We start from the raw sequence: 19,881 nt of genomic DNA, 5'->3' as shown, positions 1-19,881 counted from the left end.
GTTCCTGCATGAGAGGCTTTCGTACGCCTGACGGCACCCGAAACCCTTCACCATATCGGCCATCGCGGCAGTGGATGCTGCTGCCCTAAAGCGGCCGGAGTTCGTAACGACATCCGTGCAGCAATGCGGGTCGTCGACTTCAATTCAGACAAAGCCGACGAGGAGCTGCACCCGCCGGACAGCGTTTGGATTAAGCCTCGGCTCGGCTTTTTGTGCCATTGGCGAGCCGGGGTCGCAGTGTCAGCTAGGCTGAGACTTTGGATTTCTACAATAAAAGGGAGCAGTTGCGCCCATTCCCATTGATGATCTCAGAGCCGGCCACGACAACAGATGCCATACTTGCATGCCGGACGCCCGGCATATAAATTGGCCCAATGGTTGATCGTTCATCCCAATCTTCGACGCCTGTTCCCACGGACGCACTAAGCGAAGTTCTACAGGACTTTCGCCTGAGCGGCGTCAACTACGGCCGTTGTGAGCTCCGCGATCCATGGAGCATCGCCTTTCCGCAGCAACAACTGCTTCGCTTTCATTTCGTCAGTGAGGGACCATGCTGGATCCATACCGAAGCCCAGGGATGGCAGGAGTTGCAACACGGCGATCTGGTGTTGTTGCCGCAGGGTGTCGAACACCGGTTGGCCAGCAAGCCTGATGTTGTCGGAGACTCGCTTAAGAGCTGCCAGGTTACCAAGTTTGGAGGCAATGTCTGCGAAGTGGTGCAGGAAGGAACAGGATCGACGAGCACCCTGTTCTGCGGTTCCATGGCTTTAGATGCGAACGCCCTCAACCCGTTGATCGCTCTGATGCCATCGATTATCAAGGGTTGTGATGTTGCTGGCAATGATCCGGTCGTCGGCCCCCTTCTCGCCGCCATGACAGTAGAGGCGTCACAGCCCCAGATAGGCAGCGCCACGGTTTTGTCACGCATGGCCGACGTACTCGTCGCGCGGCTCATTCGCTGCTGGGTCAATTGCAGCGGAGCCTCGACCAGCGGCTGGCTCGCTGCGATCCGTGATCCTCATATCGGTCGAGCGCTGGCAGCAATGCACCGAGATCCCGGCCGCGACTGGACGCTGGAGACCCTTGCCGGCGTGGCAGGTCAATCGCGCTCGATCTTCGCGGAACGCTTCAGTGCCATCCTAGGGGAAGGCGCGGCACGATATCTCGCCCGTCTGCGTATGCAGCTTGCACGAGAGCTGCTCGGGCAAAACATGTCGGTTGCGAAGGTCGCTTCTCAACTGGGTTATGAATCTGAAGCTTCGTTCGCTCGCGCCTTTAAACGTATCACCAGCGTTTCACCTGGCGTTGTGCGCCGCACCATTTCCGGACGAACGGATATAGAATTCGGACTGTAAGGCACATATCATCCTGAAAGACTCCGCTATGAAGACCTCCAACCTTGGAGGTATTTCAATGACGGACACAACATCACAGCTCGACGGCACCGCGACTGGCCTCGATTCTACCGTTCCGAGTTCATGGAGCCCCACCACCTGGTTTGCCGTTATTTCAATGGCAGCCACAAGTTTTGCGCTTGTGTCAGCTGAATTCCTGCCGGCGGGCCTGTTGACGCCGATGGCGCGTGACCTTGGCATCAGCGAGGGAACAGCTGGCCAGGTTGTCACTGCAACCGCGTCTGTTGGCGCGGTAACGGCCTTACTGAGCAATGTTCTCATCGGCAAATTGAACCGGAAGACTGTCCTTGTTGGCCTAAGCGCCTTGGCTATCGGCTCCAATCTCGTGGCCGCCCTCGCGACGGATTTTTGGCTATTGTTATTGGGCCGAGCCGGACTGGGCATCGCCTTAAGTGGCTTCTGGGCACTTTCAGTTGCCGTGGTGGCGAGATTGGTTGGCGCCAATGCGACGGGGCGGGGTATGGCTATAGTCACTCTGGGCGTTTCTCTTGCCACTATAGCTGCACCATCCATGGGTGCTTTGATCAGCGATTGGCTTGGCTGGCGTGCCGCCACGGCCATGACCGCAGGCCTCGCAGTGATTGCGATGCTGCTGCAGATTCTCAGCTTGCCGACTCTACCCGCAAACACAAGTAACAGTCTTTCTGACGTCTTCCGGCTGACCAAACGGCGCACTGTTCAACTGGGAATGCTTGCCATCCTCTTGCTGATGACGGGACATTTTGCCGGCTCAGTCTACGTGCGACCCTTCCTCGAGCAAGTAACCCTGCTTGGCACGGGGCCGATTGCCATGGCGCTTCTCGGTTTTGGCATCGCCGCCGTGATTGGCAATGTCGCCGGAGGCCGACTGGCAGACGCCAATATCCGCACGGCACTCGCTGTGACCGGCGCACTGATGGCGTTTGCGGCGCTTGCTCTTGTACTGTGGGGTTCATATAGGGGCATCGCGTTTGCCCTGGTTACACTTTGGGGTTTCGCCTTCGGGATGGCTCCGGTAGTACTGCCAACCAACTTGTCCCGCGGCGCAACGGATGCCTTGGAGGCAGCTGGCAGCCTGATGGTCGTTTCCTTCCAGGTCGCCATCAGCATCGGTGCGCTTTTCGGCGGCTACGTGGTCGATCACTACGGTGCGTCAGCGCCATTGACACTCACGGCCGTCTTGGCGTTATCGACCATCGTTCTGGCATTGCTGCAGCCCCGCAACTGACTCTTCGAGCTCTGCCACGGTGAGCAGAAGAGGCGAGGTCCAAAGTGCCCGAAGTGCCGGGTGAGGCTAAATCCGAGACGCAACGGTGCTTTCTTGTTCCGGCGAGGAAGCACCGTCCGATCGCCGATGACGGCGACGACAACAATCCCCAATTAAGCATCTATGGAAGACCGGCACTCACGACTAACATGGCCGGTGTGCGCCCCCGCTCCGGCCGGAAAGGCCGGTCGGGTCACCTCCCCAGAACAGACGTATCCCCGAGGCGAGTTTCCCGACCCACGCTACTCGCCCATGCTGGAAAGCAATTCGTCGAGCTGCTCCAATTGCTCCGGCAATGCGACCGCCGAGCCCTGCAGTGCTTCCTCAAGCGCCTCCTTGGACGGATAGACTTCGTGGAAAACCAGAAGTGTCCCCTCGCCTTGATCTTCGAAGCTCACCGTAGTGACCGCGCCCTCTTCGCCCTCGTCGTTAGTCCAGACGATGCGCTCGTTCGGCACCACCTCGAGATACCTGCCGTAGAAGGCCATGGTGTCCGAACCGCCGGCGCCGAATTCCAGCCGATATTTGCCGCCTGTACGGACGTCCATATCGCACGATACGAGCGAAACGCCGGGTGCCGATTTTGGCACCCACCAGCGCTGGAACAACTCGGGCTGGCTCCACGCCTTGTAGACCGTGCTCGGCGGCGCATTGAATGTCCGCGTTACGACGAGTTCTCGATCCCCTTTGCGCTCGACTGACGTGCGGTTCTGCGCACCACCTGCACTGTTAACTTGCTGATTCATCGCTTCCCTCCCGTTTCATTTCGCTGATGATTTCGTCCAATGCTTCGAAGCGGGCCTCGAAGAGCTTGCGATGCGCCTCGATCCACTCGGCCTCCGCCTTGAGGCCGCGTTTCCCAAGCTTGCAGGTTCTCACCCGTCCGACCTTCTGCGTGACGACGAGCCCCGCCCGCTCGAGAACCTGGACGTGCTTCTTCATGCCGGTCAGCGTCATCTGGAACTTATCCGCGAGACTGGTGATCGACGCGTCCCCTCGCCCAAGCTGATCGATGATCCCGCGGCGGGTCGCATCGGACAGCGCCGCGAACGAGAGATCGAGAGGAAGAGTTACATACTGAACCATATAGTTCAGTTTCTATCTTGTTCGCGCAGTAAGCGCAAGCGTCCCGAACTTTCCCAGCCTAGACTGGTCATTCGAGGTCATACCGCGGCGGCGGCAGCAAAAATCATCTGCTGCGGGTCAAGCGGGCCTTCGAGCCGCTGATGAACGAATGTCAGCTTTCAGCGCCTGCGCCCCGAAACCAGTCCGCCGGCTACCGGCCCCGTAGCGGTCGTCTATCCAAGCCGAGCCGATGTCCGTTGTTGTTGCAATCCGGCCATCCAGAACGCGCTAGAGTTTGGTGGCGTTTGCCACCTCACTCCACAAAAAAAGCCCGCGCGGCGATGCCGGCGGGCTCATATCCGGTTCGAAGGCGAACCGTGATTATTTCACGAGGTTGCGCTTGGCGAGCGTGCGCAGGCGCAGTGCATTGAGCTTGATGAAGCCGGCCGCATCCTTCTGGTCGTAGGCGCCCTGATCGTCCTCGAAGGTGACGAGCTTGTCGGAATAGAGCGACTTTTCGCTTTCGCGGCCGATGACCATGACATTGCCCTTGTAGAGCTTCAGCGTCACCTCGCCTTCGACATGCTCCTGGCTCTTGTCGATCAGCGCCTGCAGCATCTCGCGCTCCGGCGAGAACCAGAAGCCGTAATAGATCAGCTCGGCGTAACGCGGCATGATCTCGTCCTTGAGATGGGCGGCACCGCGGTCGAGCGTGATCGATTCAATGGCGCGGTGCGCCGAAAGCAGGATGGTGCCGCCGGGCGTCTCATAGACGCCGCGCGACTTCATGCCGACGAAGCGGTTCTCGACGAGGTCGAGACGGCCGATACCGTTGTCGCGGCCGTAATTGTTGAGCGTCGCCAAGAGCGTCGCCGGCGACATCTCGACACCGTTGATCGAGACCGCATCGCCTTTGCGGAAGCCGACCTTGATCACCGTCGCCTTGTCGGGTGCAGCCTCCGGAGAGATCGTGCGCATATGCACATATTCAGGCGCTTCCTTGGAGGGGTCCTCGAGAACCTTGCCCTCGGAAGAGGAATGAAGAAGGTTGGCGTCGACGGAGAACGGCGCCTCGCCCTTCTTGTCCTTGGCAACCGGGATCTGATGCTGCTCGGCAAAGGCGAGCAGGTCGGTGCGGCTCTTGAACGCCCAGTCGCGCCACGGCGCGATGATCTTGATGTCGGGGTTCAGGGCATAGGCGGAGAGTTCGAAGCGGACCTGGTCGTTGCCCTTCCCGGTCGCACCATGGGCGATCGCATCCGCACCCGTCTTGCGGGCGATATCGATCAGGTGCTTGGAAATCAACGGACGGGCGATCGAGGTGCCGAGCAGGTAGACGCCTTCGTAGACGGCATTGGCACGGAACATCGGGAAGACGAAATCGCGCACGAATTCCTCGCGCACATCCTCGATATAGATCTCCTTGATGCCGAGCATCTCGGCCTTCTTGCGCGCCGGCTCAAGCTCTTCGCCCTGGCCGAGATCGGCAGTGAAGGTGACGACTTCGGCGCCGAGCTCCGTCTGCAGCCACTTCAGGATAATCGAGGTGTCGAGGCCGCCGGAATAGGCGAGAACGACTTTCTTCACGTCTTTGTATGATGCCATGATGATGAGGTCCGTTGCATAAAAGGCCGGCAAAACCCGGTGTCGCGGCACTTTTAGCGAGATTGGCGCGTGACGCAAGGCCAAGCCGGACAGCACAAGCCCAGTTTAGAGACGAGCCGCGATATTCATGCCGTAGAGTCATAAATCCTGTCGATATCGTCGGCAGCGGCTGGCGAGAGAACAAGCGCTTTCATTGGCGGCCGCGGCGTGCTCGCTTTCCCTCGATAAAAGCATCAAAATCAAAAGGCCGTGGCTTGCCGGATTTCTCACCGTCGATAATGGCTGCCTCGATGGCTGCAAACTCTGCCTTGCGCGGCGGAAGCCTCAAGCCGGCGTCTTCCTCCATGTGATCATCGATTCTGATGGACACGACCTTGGCCACGCGCGGGTACCTCGCAGGTTTGACTTGCACTGCGAAACTACCATATTGGGCATCGTCCGAACAATGCTCCGAAGAGAGGCCAGTCCCGTGACGAATATTCAAGACATTTTCAAGAAATCCAATGTTGCCGTCATCACCGGCGGCGCCTCCGGCATCGGTCTTGCCGCGGCGAAATATTTCGCCGGACGCGGCATGAGCGTCGCCATTGCCGACCTCGGCGGCGATCGGCTGGCCGACGCCGCCAATGAACTCAAGGCCATTGCCGGCGAGGAAAATGTGATGGCGGTCGAGACCGACGTCGCAGTCAAGGAATCTCTGGAGGCGCTCGAACGCGCCGTGCTCCAGCGTTTCGGCCGTGTGCACGTGCTGATGAACAATGCCGGCATCGGCCCGGAAACCTCGATCTTCAGCCCGCAGGCGAACTGGGACAATATCTTCGCCGTCAACCTGATGGGCGTGATCAACGGCACGCGCACTTTCGGCCCGAAGATGCTCTCGCATGGCGAGCCGGGCCTGATCATCAACACCGGCTCCAAGCAGGGCATCACCACGCCGCCCGGCAACCCCGCCTACAACATCTCCAAGGCTGGTGTGAAAGTCTTCACCGAAGCATTGCAGCATGAGCTTCGCAACACCGAAGGCGGAAAAATCTCCGCCCACCTTCTGATCCCCGGCTTCGTCTTCACCGGCCTCACCAAGGGCGACCGCGCCGAAAAACCCGCTGCCGCCTGGACGTCGGAGCAGACCGTCGAATTCATGGTCGAAAGCCTCGAACGCGGCGATTTCTATATTTTGTGCCCTGACAATGACGTGGCGCGTCCGGTCGACGAACGCCGGATGGCCTGGGCGGCCCGCGATATCATCGAGAACCGTCCGCCACTATCGCGTTGGCACAAGGACTATGCCGACAAGTTCAAGGCGTTCCTCGAACAGAAGTAATGGGCACCATCAGAAGGTTTGATTGGTAATTTTCCGAAAGCCGGGTAAGAGATCGTCGGATCTTTCCGGCTTTCGGAGTGTGTCATGGATTTCCTGCCTAGCCTTCCGACCCTTCTCGCCTTTGCCGCCGCGACGCTGCTGCTTGCGGCAACCCCAGGCCCAGACATGACGCTGTCGATCAGCCGCGCCCTTGCCCAGGGCAAGAAGGCGGCGCTCTTCGTTGTCGTCGGCACCAGCCTCGGCATCGTCGTCCACACCATGCTGGTCGCTTTCGGCATTTCGGCGCTGATCACCGCCTCGCCGACCGCCTTCCTGATCCTGAAGACCGGCGGTGCCGCCTATTTGCTGTGGCTGGCGGTGCAGGCGATCCGCTTCGGTTCGAAGCTCACCGTCGCCAAGGTCGAGGAGCAGAAGGGTACGGCCCTTTCGAACATCTCGTCAGGCTTCTGGGTCAATCTTCTGAACCCTAAGGTCATCATCTTCTTCATGACCTTCCTGCCGCAATTCGTCAGCGCCGGCGATCCCGCCGTCACCCAAAAGCTGCTTTTCCTCGGCTTCTGCTTCATCCTGATCGGCATGCCGGTCAATGCCAGCGTCGTCTTTGCCGCCGACTGGCTGGCCTCCTGGCTGCAGAACAACAAGAAAGTGCTGCGCGGCATGGATTACACCTTCGCCGGCGTCTTCTCGATCTTCGCCGCGAAGATCCTGCTCACCCAGGCGAGGTAAGCCCGCGGTTGCGAAGCAATCCGCCCGGGGTCGGTTGATCGATCCGCCCGCGGTCGAGAAACGATCCGCCGCCAGCTACACCAATATTCTCGAGACGCCACGCCGGAGCAGGCAGTGACCGCGAATTTCGTCGTCTTTCAAAATTATCCATGCCTTTCGCGCGATTACTTGTGATCAACATATGATCGTAAGTCGGCAATTGTGGCTAGGCCACGCCACCTTCTCTACCCACATATCCTTTATGGCTCACGAAGAGCGACCTTGAAAGGATAAGTCCATGATGACGTTCCGCAATATTATAACAGCAGGAGTTGTTGCGCTGACGTTTGCCGCCACCTCACTTACGGCAACAACACCTGCCTTAGCTCACGGCGGCGGAGGCCATGGCGGTGGCGGCTTCTCGCGTGACGGCGGCCACTTCGGCGGTGGAGCGAATATGGGCGGCGGCAATTTCGCCGATCGCGGCTTCGGAGCGCATCATTTCGGCGGAGCCGGCCATTTTGGCGGACACCGCGACGGGCGTTTCGCCTTCCATGATAGAAATCGTCTGTTCTTCGGCGATGACGACTATGACCCGGAACAGTGCCAGCCGGAATGGCTAAACCAGTACGGCCATCGCGTGCTGGTGGAAGTCTGCTCTTGATGACGGTCCCACTGGCCTCTGAGGACGAGCGGCAGCGCCGCTCGTGTTCAGCAGCAGCAATTCGCCCGCGGTCGTGAAGCGATCAGCTGCCCGCTAACCGATCAGCAACGCATCGTCATCCAGCGTCTGGCCGCGCATCTTGCGGAACATCGCGATCAGGTCCTCGACCTGCAGGTTCTTTCTGTTGTCCCCTGCCACATCGAGAACGATCTCGCCGCCATGCAGCATGATCGTGCGATGGCCGTAGTCCAGCGCCTGCCGCATCGAGTGCGTCACCATCATCGTCGTCAGCTTGCGCTCGGCAACGATCTTCTGCGTCAGGTTCATGACGAACTCAGCCATCCCGGGATCGAGCGCTGCCGTATGTTCGTCAAGCAACAGCACTTCCGATCCCGCCAGCGTCGCCATGACGAGAGAAACGGCCTGCCGCTGCCCGCCGGAGAGCAGATCCATGCGGTCTTTCAGGCGGTTCTCCAGACCGAGATTGAGTTCGGCGATCCGTTCCTTGAAATAGTCGCGCCGCTTGCCGCCGAGCGCCGATACAAGTCCGCGCTTCTCGCCACGCCGGGCAGCCAGAGCGAGATTTTCCTCGATCGACAAGGCGCCGCAGCTTCCCGTCAACGGGTCCTGGAACACGCGAGCGACGAGACCAGCGCGCGCCGCCGTCGATTTGCGCGTCACCTCGTGCTTGCCTATCAGCACCTGCCCTTCGCTCGGCAGGACGTCGCCGGCAAGCACGCCGAGCAATGTCGATTTGCCGGCGCCGTTGGAGCCGATGACGGTGACGAAGGAGCCTTGCTCGATGGTTAGGCTGACGCCGTTCAGCGCCTGCTTCTGCAGCGGCGTGCCGCGCCCGAAAACAACCTTGATGTCCTTGACGCTGATCACGATGCGGCACCTCCGCGAAGACGGGGAAGGATGAGCGCCACGGTCACCAGCACGGCCGTCACGAAATTGAGGTCGGACGCCTGCAGGCCGATGACGTCGCTCGAAAGCGCCAGCTGGATCGCGATGCGATAGAGGATCGAGCCGAGCACGCATCCGATTAGCGCGATCAACAGACCGCGGCGCCCGAGCAGCGTCTCGCCGATGATGACGGCAGCCAGACCGACGACGATCGTGCCGACGCCTGAGGTGACGTCGGCAAAGCCGTTCGTCTGGGCAAACAGCGCGCCGCCGAGCGCCACCAGCGCATTCGAGATCGCCATGCCGAGATAGATCTGCCGGCTGGTATCGACGCCCTGGGCCCGCGCCATCCTTGCATTGGCGCCGGTCGCCCGCATTGCCAGCCCGGCATCGCTTTCCAGGAAACGCCAGACCAGGATGAGCGCGATGACAACCAGAACGCCGACGAAGAGCGGCCGCACGTAGAAATCGCGAAGGCCATGGCCGAAGAACGGGCTGATCATCGTGTCGGCATTGATGAGAGCGACATTGGGTTTGCCCATCACGCGCAGATTGACGGAAAACAGTGCGATCATCGTCAGGATCGAGGCGAGCAAATTGAGGATCTTGAAGCGCACGTTGAGCAGAGCCGTCACCATGCCCGCAGCGGCACCGGCCGCCATGGCGATCAGCGCCGCAAGCCAGGCATTGACACCGGCAATGATCAGCACGGCCGTCACCGCCGCGCCAAGCGGGAAGGAGCCATCGACCGTCAGGTCGGGAAAATCGAGAACTCGAAAGGCGAGATAGACGCCGAGAGCGACGAAGGAATAGACTAGGCCGAGCTCGACGGCCCCCCAGAATGCGATTTGGCTCAAGGCTTTCAGCCCCTTTTTATGTCCGTTCCGCCCGTCGCGAAACGGAGCCTTTTAATACAAACAACCGCTCCCGTGCAAACGAGAGCGGCTGAATACGTCGAAGGCGTTAGAAGTACCGGCCGACTATTCGATGACTTTGGTAGCGCGGGAAAGCACGCTCTGCGGCAGCGTGACGCCCATTTTCGCGGCCGCCGCCTTGTTGACGACGAGGTCGCTGCCGGCGGCAGTCTTGACCGCGATGTCGCCCGGGTTCTCGCCCTTCAGCACACGAACGACGATGTCGCCGGTCTGCTTACCGACATCATAATAGTTGAAGCCGAGAGCGGCGATCGAGCCGCGCGAAACCGAATCCGTATCGGCGGTAAAGAGCGGCAACTTGCTCTCCTCGGCCACCGCGACGGCGCCTTCGAGCGCGGAGATGATCGTATTGTCGGTCGGAATGTAGATCGCATCGGCCCGGCCGACGAGCGCCCGCGCCGCACCCTGAACCTCGGCCGACTTGGTGGCGGCCGATTCGACCACCTTCAGGCCAGCCTTTTCGGCTTCAGCCTTCAACACGGCGAGCAGCGAAACGGAATTCGCCTCGCCGGAATTGTAGAGGTAGCCGATGGTTTTTACATCGGGCAGGATTTCCTTGATCAGCGCAAGGTGCTCAGCGACCGGCGACATATCGGAGAGGCCGGTGACGTTGCCGCCGGGCTTGTCCATGTTCTTGACGAGCTGGGCGCCGAGCGGATCGGACACGGCCGTGAAAACGACAGGAATGTCGCGCGTCGAGGAAACGACCGCCTGGGCCGATGGCGTCGAGATCGGCACGATGACATTGGGCTCGTCGCCGGCGAACTGGCGGGCGATCTGGGCCGCCGTCGCCGGATTGCCCTGCGCCGATTCGAACACGAATTTCAGGTTCTCGCCTTCCTTGTAGCCCGCAGCCGTCAGCGCATCGAGAACGCCCTTGCGCGCCGCATCGAGCGCCGGATGTTCGACGATCGCCGTCACGGCGACGGTGACCTCATCGGCCTTTGCGGGCAGGGAAAGAGCCAAAGTGGCGGCAAGAGCGAGTAAAATCGCGCGCATGGGGATCCTCCTGAATGATTTTGGGGGCACTTTTAGGAAAAGCGCCCTCTGAAATCAATCGCGGAGAATTGTAGCGAGGATCAAACTTGCTGATCAGTCGTCGGCGCCGTGATTGGCGATCATCATCGCCTCGAAGGCCAGACGTTCGGTCTTGCGCATGCGTTCGGATTCCGATTTCAGCTGGCCGCAGGCGGCAAGGATGTCGCGGCCACGCGGCGTGCGGATCGGCGAGGCATAGCCTGCCGAATTGATGAAATCGGCAAACTTCTCGATCTGCTCCCAGTCGGAACACTGGTAATTGGTGCCGGGCCAGGGATTGAACGGAATAAGATTGATCTTCGCCGGCACGCCCTTCAGGAGCTTGATCAACCCCTTGGCGTCCTCAAGGCTGTCGTTGACATCCTTTAGCATCACATATTCGAAGGTGATGCGCCGGGCGTTCGAAAGGCCCGGATAGGCCCGGCAGGCTTCGATCAGCTCCTTCAGCGGATACTTCTTGTTGATCGGCACCAGAATGTCGCGCAGATCGTCGCGCACCGCATGCAGCGAAATCGCCAGCATCACGCCGATCTCCTCGCCGGTGCGGAAGATCTCCGGCACGACGCCGGAGGTGGAAAGCGTCACGCGGCGCCTGGACAGCGACAGGCCGTCACCATCCGTTGCGATCAGCAATGCCTGCTTGACGGCATCGAAGTTATAAAGCGGCTCACCCATGCCCATCATGACGATGTTGCTGACCTTGCGGCCCTCGGCAGGCATGATCGTACCCTGCGGCGCTTCACGGTCCGGAAAGTCCCCAAGCCGGTCGCGGGCAAGCAGCAACTGCGAAAGAATTTCCTCCGCCGTCAGGTTGCGCACCAGACGCTGCGTCCCGGTATGACAGAAGGAACAGGTGAGCGTGCAGCCGACCTGGCTGGAGATACAGAGCGTGCCGCGGCCCTCTTCCGGAATGTAGACGGCCTCAATCTCGACGGGACGCCCGGCGCCCCGCGCGGGAAAGCGCAGCAGCCATTTGCGCGTGCCGTCGTTGGAAACCTGCTCCTCGACGATCTCGGGACGTGCGATGGTGAAATGCTGCTTCAGCATCTCCCGCATGTCCTTGGCGACATTCGTCATATGGTCGAAGTCGGAGACGCCGCGCACATAGATCCAGTTCCAGAGCTGCGAGACGCGCATCTTGATCTGCTTCTCGGCCACACCCTTTTCCCGGAGTGCCGCCCCCATCTCCTCGCGCGACATGCCGATCAACGACGGCTTCTCGAGGTTGGCGGACGTGCGCGCCTGCGGCTTGGTGACAACGATCGCATCCATGACGGACATAGTCTTTCATCCCGAATTCGAACACGTAACCGCCCCGCAAGCCCTGCGAACTTCAGGGTTAAGCCGGAAGACTGGCGGGTGCATGACGGCACATTGGCAGAAATTGAATGGCGGAACGGCGATGGATATCGCGATCTGTCCGCTGTTGCGCGGCCTTTAGCATCATTTTGCCCGCGCGTCACTATAGATGGAAACGACGAGGGCCGGCGCAAGGCCGGCCCTCGAAACTCTGAGAACAAAAAAGCCTACTTGCAGGTTTCGATCTGCTTCAGCGCAGCCGAGATACCCGAGAGCGAATAGCTGTAGGAGGTGCCGGTGCCCTTGCGCGAAACGGCATTGACCGTCATCGAATGACCGGTCTTCATCGCGGCGACGAGGGCCGGCTCCTGCGCCGCGTTCTCGACCCAGCCGGCCTTGTCCTTGGTGAACATCACAAAGGTCTTGTTGTCGATGACGACGTTGATCTTCGAATTTTCCTTGACCGTGTAGCCCATCATCGCCTGCGGCTCGTAGGAGATGTTCTGGCCCGGACGCTGAGAGACGATGAAGAAATTGTCGCCGTGGTCGACGCTTGCCGGCTGCTTTGCCGTCGGAACGGACAGCACGTAGCAGACCGTGCTATTGCCCGACTTGTAGGAGTAGGCACCCCATGCCTGGAACTGCTGGATGCGGTTGGGCGCGGCCTGCTGCGCTGTCGCAACTCCGGCCATAACAAGGGTGAGTGCGAGAGCGGATACGATACTTTTTACAAACATGGATTCCTGCCGGTTCTTGCGATTCAAGGCCCGAAGCGATCATAGCGGGCGCCGCATAATCACGATCTGCTTTATTTTGACTTAATTCAGGTTACCAAATGGTCAACAATAGCTGCGATTTGTATCTGCCTGTGTCATTTCAGCTCGAGTGTCAATTTTCGCCCCTTTGACGGTATCGACCGCAACACCGTGCCCCAATGGCACCGGCCGTCCGTTCGGCTGAATTTAAGACACAAAGATTCAGGCAAGAGTTTGACCTTTCCCAAATCCGTTGTACCTCAGTAAGACTTGGAAATCCGGGACGAAATTATTGTCGCAGGGGGCTGGTGAGGAGATATGGATGCCGAGGAAAGACAGCGTTTCGCTGCCCTCGCAAAGGCCGTCGCGGACGATCGCGACCAGCAGGCCTTTTCCATCCTGTTCGACTATTTCGCACCCCGCCTGAAGGCCTGGCTGATGCGCCAGAGGATGACATCGGGCGAGGCTGAGGAACTGGTCCAGGAGATCATGATCGTGCTCTGGCACAAGGCGGAGCTCTACGATGCCACGCGATCTTCCCTCTCGACCTGGCTTTTCCGCATTGCCCGCAACCGCCACATCGACATGCAGCGCCGCGCCAACACCCGTATCTTCGATGAGACTGATCCGGCCCTGCAGCCGCCGGCCGATATCGGCGCGGAAGAAATCATCGCCAATGACGATCGCGACGCCAAGATACGCGCCGCCGTCGGCCAATTGCCGGAGGAGCAGCGCGACATGCTGCGCGCCGCCTTCTTCCTCGGTCAATCGCATTCGGAGATCGCCGAAGCGACCGGTCTCCCGCTCGGCACGGTGAAGTCGCGTATCCGGCTTGCCTTCGGCAAGCTCCGCAAGGTGCTGGAACGCGAAATCGCCTGATGCAATGTCGCCCGAAAGCACACAGCGGCTTTGGGGATGACAACACGCATGAAACAAGCGGTCGCATCCCGGTTGGACGCGACACGCGTTAAATCGTCTTCATCGCTTCTTCCGGCCGATCGGCGAGAACGCGGTCGGCGGCTTCATAGTGGACCGGTCGGATGTGACCGCGCACCATGGCGAAAGCGGCCGAAAGTACGGCGATGTCGTCGGAAAAGCCGATGACGGCGAAAATATCCGGGATCATGTCGACCGGCATAACGAAATAGGCGAGTGCCGCAAGCAGCACGCCACGCACCTTCGTTGGCGTCTGCGAATCGAGCGCACAATAGAAACCGGCGACGACATCGCGCGAGAACGGGATCTGCCGCACCGCCCGCCGGAACGTCGGCCAGAATTTCTGCCTTACGCTTTTCTCGCGACGGCTCTGGGTGTCCTCGTCGCCCGGCAACAGGATTTCCCCGAATTTGACCTCGTCCATCCCTGCATCCCTTTTGTCCATGCGAACATATGGTGACGGCGCCTAATCTTTTTCAATCGGCCCCTTTCAATCGGCCCCGCTTTCAATCGATACGGCGCGCCGCAGCCTTCTCCATGGCTTTGGCGAGCTTGAAATCCAGTTCCGTCAGCCCGCCGGCATCATGTGTGTTCAGCGTTACATCCACCCTGGAATAGACATTGAACCATTCGGGATGGTGGTTGAGCTTCTCGGCCGCAAGCGCTGCCTGCGTCATGAAGCCGAAAGCCTCGATGAAATTTGCGAACTTGAACGTCTTCGATATCGACGAACCCGCATCATTGAGCACCCATCCCGAAAGCTCGGTCAGTTGCGCCTCGGCCGCCGTCCGTTCCAGTTTTTCCATTTTCATGCCATGGTCCTCTTCTCTGTCCGACAGGTTACCGATGAAACGCATCAGCATCCTCTTCGTTTGCATGGGCAATATATGCCGTTCTCCGCTCGCGGAGGGAATTTTTGGCCATCTCGTCGCCGAGGCGGGGTTGACCGGCGATTTTACGATCGCTTCCGCCGGCACCGGCGACTGGCATGAAGGCGATCCGCCCGACCGGCGTTCGATCGCCACCGCGAAAAACCACGGCATCGACATATCGGGGCAGCGCGCGCGGCGCGTCCAGTCGAGGGATTTCATGGATTTCGATCTGATCCTCGCCATGGACCGCGACAACCTGGCAGCGCTCGAAAAGAGCGCGCCGCACGGGGCGAATATCCACCTTTTCGGTGATACCGCGCTGGGAACGGGAGAGGATATTCCCGATCCCTATTATGGCGGCCCTGATGGTTTCGAGCTGGTCTACACCAGGCTCTTGACCGGCTGCTGCAGGCTGCTCGAAACGCTGGGCGTCGAGCGTGCCTCGTGCAGCGGGAACACTTCCTCGGTGAGGTAAGGCCCTCCACCGACCGATTCGCGCGACGAAAGCAGCACGAAGCGCGGTGCGGTGAAGGTTGCTGTGTGGAAGTTGCCGCGTCCGGCCAGATATTGCACGACATCGTCGAGCCGCGAGGATTTGAGCCGCGCCAGCGTCACATGCGGCATGAATTTGCGGGGATCCGGCGGCAGGCCGATGCGCTGGCAGATGCGCTCGATCTCGCCCTGCAGGGCATACATTTCAGGCGACTGCGAGACGCCAGCCCAGACCGAATGTGGTTTCTTCGAACCGAAGGAACCGATGCCTTCCAGCCGGAACTGGAATTCCGGCCGGTCGATCCGGTCGAGGCGTTCAACGATTTCATCGGCCGTCCGGCCATCGACATCACCGATGAAGCGCAGGGTGATGTGGTAATTCTCCACATCGATCCATCGTGCTCCGGGGAGGCCACCGCGTAGCAATGAAAGACTCATCGCCGCATTGCGCGGAATTTCGAGGGCGGTAAACAGTCTCGGCATCACGAGCACTCCCCGAATCTTTTGCAGGTGCTCACACGGAATCACGCAATCAACAACCGCGCAAGCCCCTATTTCTTCACAGAAGAAATCGTTTCGACGAAATTTGTGACAGCAGGCTCCATCTTTTCAACCATGACGTCGATCCCTCTCGCATTTGGATGCATGCCGTCGTCGAGCTTCAACCCAGCCTCCAGCGCAACGCCGTCGAGGAAGAAGGCATAGAGTGGAAGCCCATGTTTTTCCGAAAGTTTCTGGTAGATCGGGTTGAATCGTGCAGCATAATCCGCCCCCATGTTCGGCGGCGCTATGATACCGGCGAGTAGCACGGCAATCCCGCGCTCCTTTAGTCGGGTAATCATTTTATCGAGATTCTTCTCGCTCTCCTCCGGCGGGATACCGCGCAACGCATCATTGGCGCCAAGCTCGAGAATGACCCCATCGGTGCCGTCGGGTACCGACCAGTCTATACGCGCAAGCCCCCCCGTCGTCGTGTCTCCGGAAACCCCGGCATTGGCAATGGTGACGTCGAGCCCCTTCGCCTTCAGGGCCGCCTGCAGCTTTTCGGGAAAGCCGTCGCCGGGAGGCAGCTGATAACCCGCCATCAAACTATCCCCAAAACCGACGAGATTGATCGTCCGGGAATCGGCTGCAGTGGCAAAGATCAGCGAGACGGCGATGACGGTGAATTGAAGGGCGGCAACTTTAAATCTCATCCTGGTTTCCCTAGATTGGCGAGGTGCCGTTATGCGGCCTTTCGATTACCGACTTATATAGGGCGATTTCTGTTGGCAAAAACCATTATCGAGTTGAAGGGCGCCGATCTGACCCTTGGCAGCGCAGCCGCCTCCGTCCATGTGCTGAAGGGCATCGATCTCGATATCGCGGCCGGCGAATCCGTCGGCATCGTCGGCCCTTCCGGTTCCGGCAAATCTACCCTGCTGATGGTGCTTGCCGGGCTGGAGAAACTCGACAGCGGCGAGATCAACATCAACGACACGCCGCTCCATAGCCTCACCGAGGATCAGGTCGCCGATTTCCGCGGCCGCAACATCGGCATCGTCTTCCAGTCCTTTCACCTGATCGCCAACATGACGGCGCTGGAAAACGTCGCGGTACCGCTCGAACTCGCCAATGTCAGCAACGCCTTCGAGATCGCTCATCGCGAGCTGAAATCGGTCGGTCTCGGCGAACGGCTGAACCACTATCCCGGTCAGCTTTCCGGCGGTGAACAGCAGCGCGTGGCGATCGCCAGGGCGCTCGCCCCCTCGCCTGCCCTGCTGATCGCCGACGAGCCGACCGGCAATCTCGATACCGAGACCGGCCGCCAGATCGCCGACCTTCTGTTCTCAAAGCAGGCCGAACGCGGCACGACCCTGCTTCTCGTCACCCACGACGTCTCGCTTGCAACCCGATGCTCGCGCCAGATTCGCGTCCGCTCCGGCCGGATCGAAGGCGACAGCGCCGCCCGCCGCACCGAAGCGGCGATCGCATGAGGATCATCACGCCACGCGTCTCGCTCGCTTTTCGCCTGGCGCTGCGCGAGCTGCGCGGCGGCATCCGCGGCTTCTACATCTTCCTTGCCTGCATCGCGCTCGGCACCGGCGCGATTGCCGCCGTCAACTCCGTGTCGCAGTCGATCACCGATACGATCGCCTCGCAGGGGCAGGAACTGCTGGCCGGCGACGTCCGTTTCGAACTCAACAACCGCGAAGCCACGCCTCAGGAATTGGGTTTCCTCGAAGGCCTCGGCACCGTTTCGGTGTCAACCGGCCTGCGCTCGATGGCCCGCAAGCCTGACGGTTCCGATCAGGCGCTGGTCGAGGTCAAGGCCGTCGATGACGCCTACCCGCTCTACGGCAAGTTCGTGGCCGAGCCGGAATATCCGCTTGCAGCACTGCTTTCGGGCCAAGGCGGCACCTATGGCGCGGTCGCAGCGCCACTGCTTCTCGATCGGCTCGGGCTTGCGGTCGGCGACGAATTGCTGCTCGGCAACGTCAAGCTCAGCATCACCGGCACGGTGAAAACCGAGCCGGATGCACTGTCGGAAGGTTTTGGCTTTGCGCCGCGTCTGATCGTCAGCCGCGAGGCGCTCCAAGCCTCCGGGCTGATCCAGACCGGAAGCCTGGTCGAACACGCCTACAAGATCCGGCTTGAAAATAAGGCCGCGATGTCGGGCATCCAGGCGCGCGCCTCCAAGGAGTTTCCCTCCGCCGGCTGGGCTATCCGCACCAGTGACCGCGCCGCGCCCTCGCTCACCGAAAACATCACCCGCTTCTCGCAGTTCCTGACGCTGGTCGGCCTTACCGCGCTAATCGTCGGCGGCGTCGGTGTCGCCAATGCCGTGCGCGCCTTCCTCGATTCCAAACGCACCACCATCGCCACCTTCAAATGTCTCGGTGCACCGGCGCAGGTCGTTGTTTTGATCTATCTCTTCCAGATCGCCATCATCGCTCTCGGCGGCATCCTGATCGGCCTCGTCATCGGCGCCCTGTCGCCGATGTTCGCCGCGCAATTCCTGGCGCAATTCCTGCCGGTCTCGACGACGCCGACCCTCTATCCCGGCGCCCTGCTGCTCGCCATGCTCTTCGGCATCCTGACGACGCTCGCCTTCGCCATCCTGCCGCTCGGCCACGCCCGCGAAGTGCCGGCGACCGCACTCTTCCGCGAGCAGGGCTTCGAGGCCCGCCACCTGCCCTCCTGGCCCTACATCCTGCTTGCCGCCCTGTTCATGGCCGGCCTTGCCGGCCTTGCCATCCTCACCGCCTATGACCGCTTCATCGCCGTCATCTTCGTCGGCGCGATCGTCTTCGCCTTCGTCGTGCTGCGCTTGGTCGCAGCCCTGATCGCCTGGCTCGCGCGCCGCAGCCCGCGCGTCAATTCGCCGGCGCTGCGGCTTGCGATCGGCAACATCCACCGCCCCGGCGCCCTGACCCCCTCGGTCGTGCTCTCGCTCGGCCTTGGCCTCGCATTGCTGGTGACGCTGACGCTGATCGACGGCAACCTGCGCCAGCAGCTGACCGGCCGCATGAATGAGGGTGCACCGAACTTCTTCTTCGTCGATATCCAGAGCGCCGAGGTCGGCGCCTTCCGCGATCTCGTTCAAGGCCAAGCGCCGCAGGGCAAACTCGTGGAAGTGCCGATGCTGCGCGGCCGGATCATCGCCTTCAACGGCGAGGACGTCAGCAAGATGAACGTGCCGGCCGCTGGCCGCTGGGTGCTGAACGGCGATCGCGGCATCACCTATTCCGAAACCCTGCCGGAGAACGCTGCCCTCACCGAAGGCAAATGGTGGGACAAGGATTACAGCGGCGAGCCGCTCGTCTCCTTCTCCTCGGAAGAGGCGCATGAACTCGGCCTCAAGCTCGGCGATACGGTGACAGTCAACGTGCTCGGCCGCAACATCACGGCGAAGATCGCCAATCTGCGCCGCGTCGAATGGGAATCGCTGTCGATCAATTTCGTCATGGTCTTCTCACCGAATACCTTCCGCGGCGCCCCGCATGCGTGGCTGGCGACGCTGACAGATCCCTCCTCGACACCGGCCGAAGATGCGGCGATCCTGAAATCCGTCACCAACACCTATCCGACGATCACCAGTGTGCGCGTCAAGGACGCGATCGATATCGTCAACCAGCTGGTCGCACAGCTCGCGACCGCGATCCGCGCTGCGGCTTCCGTCGCCCTCATCGCCTCGATCCTTGTCCTTGCCGGCGCGCTTGCCGCCGGAAACCGGGCGCGCACCCACGACGCGGTGGTGCTGAAGACGCTCGGCGCCACGCGCGCCATGCTGATCCGCGCCTTCAGCTACGAATATCTGATCCTCGGCCTCGCGACTGCGATCTTCGCGCTGATCGCCGGCAGCGTCGCCGCCTGGTTCATCGTCGCCCGCATCATGCGCCTGCCCTCGGCCTTTCTGCCCGACGTGGCGGGACTGACGCTTGTGACCGCGCTGGTCCTCACCGTCGGCATCGGCCTGATCGGCACCTGGCGCATCCTCGGACAGAAGGCAGCCCCCGTCTTGCGCGAGCTTTGACCGGGCAGCGGCACTCAAACCCTTCACCTTACGGCGATTTAACCGACGGAGCCTTTGCAAGCCTCTTGTTTGCAAAGGGCGAAAGCCTCATATTATCCGCAGGCATGCTGG

22 protein-coding genes are annotated in these 19,881 nt (G+C 60.7%); 9 read left to right on the top strand and 13 right to left on the bottom strand.

The genetic code is table 11. The annotated features are described in order from the left end of the window. Positions 1 to 374: 374 nt before the first annotated feature. Together G9X64_RS33765 and G9X64_RS33760 are read left to right on the top strand one after the other, a co-directional pair. Entirely contained in the window at positions 375 to 1,355 is a 981-nt protein-coding gene (locus G9X64_RS33765) for an AraC family transcriptional regulator (protein WP_168312918.1), read from the top strand. 58 nt (positions 1,356 to 1,413) lie between these two features. Further along, entirely contained in the window at positions 1,414 to 2,622 is a 1,209-nt protein-coding gene (locus G9X64_RS33760; protein WP_171378298.1) for an MFS transporter, read from the top strand. A gap of 281 nt (positions 2,623 to 2,903) precedes the next feature. Here the strand turns inward: G9X64_RS33760 and G9X64_RS33755 are convergent, their stop codons facing one another. From G9X64_RS33755 to G9X64_RS33740, 4 genes are all read right to left on the bottom strand, one after another. Continuing rightward, a complete protein-coding gene (locus G9X64_RS33755) occupies positions 2,904 to 3,407 on the bottom strand; it encodes an SRPBCC family protein (protein WP_171378297.1) in 504 nt (167 codons plus the stop codon). Further along, the gene (locus tag G9X64_RS33750) at positions 3,391 to 3,747 is read right to left on the bottom strand and encodes an ArsR/SmtB family transcription factor (protein WP_171378296.1); all 357 of its coding nucleotides are present in this window, start codon (positions 3,745 to 3,747) and stop codon (positions 3,391 to 3,393) included. Before G9X64_RS33750 ends, G9X64_RS33755 begins: the two co-directional genes overlap by 17 nt. Before the next feature lie 360 nt (positions 3,748 to 4,107). Continuing rightward, a complete protein-coding gene (locus tag G9X64_RS33745) occupies positions 4,108 to 5,331 on the bottom strand; it encodes an argininosuccinate synthase (RefSeq protein ID WP_168312922.1) in 1,224 nt (407 codons plus the stop codon). A gap of 190 nt (positions 5,332 to 5,521) precedes the next feature. Beyond that, positions 5,522 to 5,713: a type II toxin-antitoxin system ParD family antitoxin gene (locus G9X64_RS33740; RefSeq protein WP_171378295.1), complete on the bottom strand. Its 192-nt coding sequence runs from the start codon at positions 5,711 to 5,713 to the stop codon at positions 5,522 to 5,524. An 87-nt stretch (positions 5,714 to 5,800) separates the two neighbouring features. On the opposite strand from G9X64_RS33740, the gene G9X64_RS33735 reads away from it, so the two are divergent. The 3 genes from G9X64_RS33735 to G9X64_RS33725 all read left to right on the top strand — a co-directional run bounded on the left by G9X64_RS33735 (position 5,801) and on the right by G9X64_RS33725 (position 8,021). After that, positions 5,801 to 6,652 (top strand): SDR family NAD(P)-dependent oxidoreductase, encoded by an 852-nt coding sequence (locus G9X64_RS33735; RefSeq protein WP_171378294.1) that lies wholly within the window; start codon positions 5,801 to 5,803, stop codon positions 6,650 to 6,652. 84 nt (positions 6,653 to 6,736) lie between these two features. Next, a complete protein-coding gene (locus G9X64_RS33730; RefSeq protein ID WP_017962425.1) occupies positions 6,737 to 7,378 on the top strand; it encodes a LysE family translocator in 642 nt (213 codons plus the stop codon). Between the two features lie 277 nt (positions 7,379 to 7,655). Continuing rightward, positions 7,656 to 8,021 carry a hypothetical protein gene (locus G9X64_RS33725; protein WP_168312925.1) on the top strand — a complete coding sequence of 122 codons (366 nt, stop codon included), beginning with the start codon at positions 7,656 to 7,658 and terminating at the stop codon, positions 8,019 to 8,021. A gap of 93 nt (positions 8,022 to 8,114) precedes the next feature. Here the strand turns inward: G9X64_RS33725 and G9X64_RS33720 are convergent, their stop codons facing one another. The 5 genes from G9X64_RS33720 to G9X64_RS33700 form a co-directional block, all read right to left on the bottom strand. Continuing rightward, positions 8,115 to 8,909 (bottom strand): ABC transporter ATP-binding protein, encoded by a 795-nt coding sequence (locus G9X64_RS33720; RefSeq protein WP_168312926.1) that lies wholly within the window; start codon positions 8,907 to 8,909, stop codon positions 8,115 to 8,117. Further along, entirely contained in the window at positions 8,906 to 9,784 is an 879-nt protein-coding gene (locus G9X64_RS33715) for an ABC transporter permease (protein ID WP_011653881.1), read from the bottom strand. The genes G9X64_RS33720 and G9X64_RS33715 overlap by 4 nt, the downstream gene beginning before the upstream one ends. 123 nt (positions 9,785 to 9,907) lie before the next feature. Continuing rightward, positions 9,908 to 10,861 carry an ABC transporter substrate-binding protein gene (locus tag G9X64_RS33710; RefSeq protein ID WP_171378293.1) on the bottom strand — a complete coding sequence of 318 codons (954 nt, stop codon included), beginning with the start codon at positions 10,859 to 10,861 and terminating at the stop codon, positions 9,908 to 9,910. Between the two features lie 93 nt (positions 10,862 to 10,954). Further along, a complete protein-coding gene (gene rlmN, locus G9X64_RS33705) occupies positions 10,955 to 12,181 on the bottom strand; it encodes a dual-specificity RNA methyltransferase RlmN (protein WP_171378292.1) in 1,227 nt (408 codons plus the stop codon). 245 nt (positions 12,182 to 12,426) lie between these two features. Then, positions 12,427 to 12,936, bottom strand: coding sequence for an invasion associated locus B family protein (locus G9X64_RS33700; RefSeq protein WP_017962430.1), 510 nt, complete (start codon positions 12,934 to 12,936; stop codon positions 12,427 to 12,429). Positions 12,937 to 13,272: 336 nt separating this feature from the next. Between G9X64_RS33700 and G9X64_RS33695 the strand changes: the two genes are divergently transcribed. Further along, the gene (locus G9X64_RS33695) at positions 13,273 to 13,833 is read left to right on the top strand and encodes a sigma-70 family RNA polymerase sigma factor (protein ID WP_171378291.1); all 561 of its coding nucleotides are present in this window, start codon (positions 13,273 to 13,275) and stop codon (positions 13,831 to 13,833) included. Positions 13,834 to 13,921: 88 nt separating this feature from the next. Here G9X64_RS33695 and G9X64_RS33690 read toward each other — a convergent pair whose 3' ends face one another. Then, positions 13,922 to 14,314, bottom strand: a complete 393-nt coding sequence (locus G9X64_RS33690; protein ID WP_168312929.1) for a YkvA family protein — start codon at positions 14,312 to 14,314, stop codon at positions 13,922 to 13,924. 82 nt (positions 14,315 to 14,396) lie between these two features. Further along, positions 14,397 to 14,702: a 4a-hydroxytetrahydrobiopterin dehydratase gene (locus tag G9X64_RS33685; protein ID WP_168312957.1), complete on the bottom strand. Its 306-nt coding sequence runs from the start codon at positions 14,700 to 14,702 to the stop codon at positions 14,397 to 14,399. A gap of 34 nt (positions 14,703 to 14,736) precedes the next feature. On the opposite strand from G9X64_RS33685, the gene G9X64_RS33680 reads away from it, so the two are divergent. Further along, positions 14,737 to 15,237 (top strand): low molecular weight protein-tyrosine-phosphatase, encoded by a 501-nt coding sequence (locus G9X64_RS33680; RefSeq protein ID WP_168312930.1) that lies wholly within the window; start codon positions 14,737 to 14,739, stop codon positions 15,235 to 15,237. On the opposite strand, the gene thpR is transcribed toward G9X64_RS33680, so the two are convergent. Further along, positions 15,144 to 15,737 carry an RNA 2',3'-cyclic phosphodiesterase gene (gene thpR / locus G9X64_RS33675; RefSeq protein ID WP_003543644.1) on the bottom strand — a complete coding sequence of 198 codons (594 nt, stop codon included), beginning with the start codon at positions 15,735 to 15,737 and terminating at the stop codon, positions 15,144 to 15,146. The genes G9X64_RS33680 and thpR overlap by 94 nt on opposite strands. A 68-nt stretch (positions 15,738 to 15,805) precedes the next feature. After that, on the bottom strand, positions 15,806 to 16,450 hold the full coding sequence (locus G9X64_RS33670; protein ID WP_171378290.1) for an arylesterase: 645 nt from the start codon (positions 16,448 to 16,450) through the stop codon (positions 15,806 to 15,808). A 72-nt stretch (positions 16,451 to 16,522) separates the two neighbouring features. Here G9X64_RS33670 and G9X64_RS33665 point away from each other — a divergent pair, with 72 nt between their 5' ends. Together G9X64_RS33665 and G9X64_RS33660 are read left to right on the top strand one after the other, a co-directional pair. Further along, entirely contained in the window at positions 16,523 to 17,230 is a 708-nt protein-coding gene (locus G9X64_RS33665; protein WP_171378289.1) for an ABC transporter ATP-binding protein, read from the top strand. Next, positions 17,227 to 19,770 (top strand): ABC transporter permease, encoded by a 2,544-nt coding sequence (locus tag G9X64_RS33660; protein ID WP_171378288.1) that lies wholly within the window; start codon positions 17,227 to 17,229, stop codon positions 19,768 to 19,770. Before G9X64_RS33665 ends, G9X64_RS33660 begins: the two co-directional genes overlap by 4 nt. Positions 19,771 to 19,881 lie beyond the last annotated feature (111 nt).

It is taken from the genome of Rhizobium sophorae, from assembly GCF_013087515.1.
GTDB classification, from domain to species: domain Bacteria; phylum Pseudomonadota; class Alphaproteobacteria; order Rhizobiales; family Rhizobiaceae; genus Rhizobium; species Rhizobium sophorae.
Note: the sequence above shows the minus strand (reverse complement) of the source record. Positions and strands in the feature narration are given on the sequence as shown.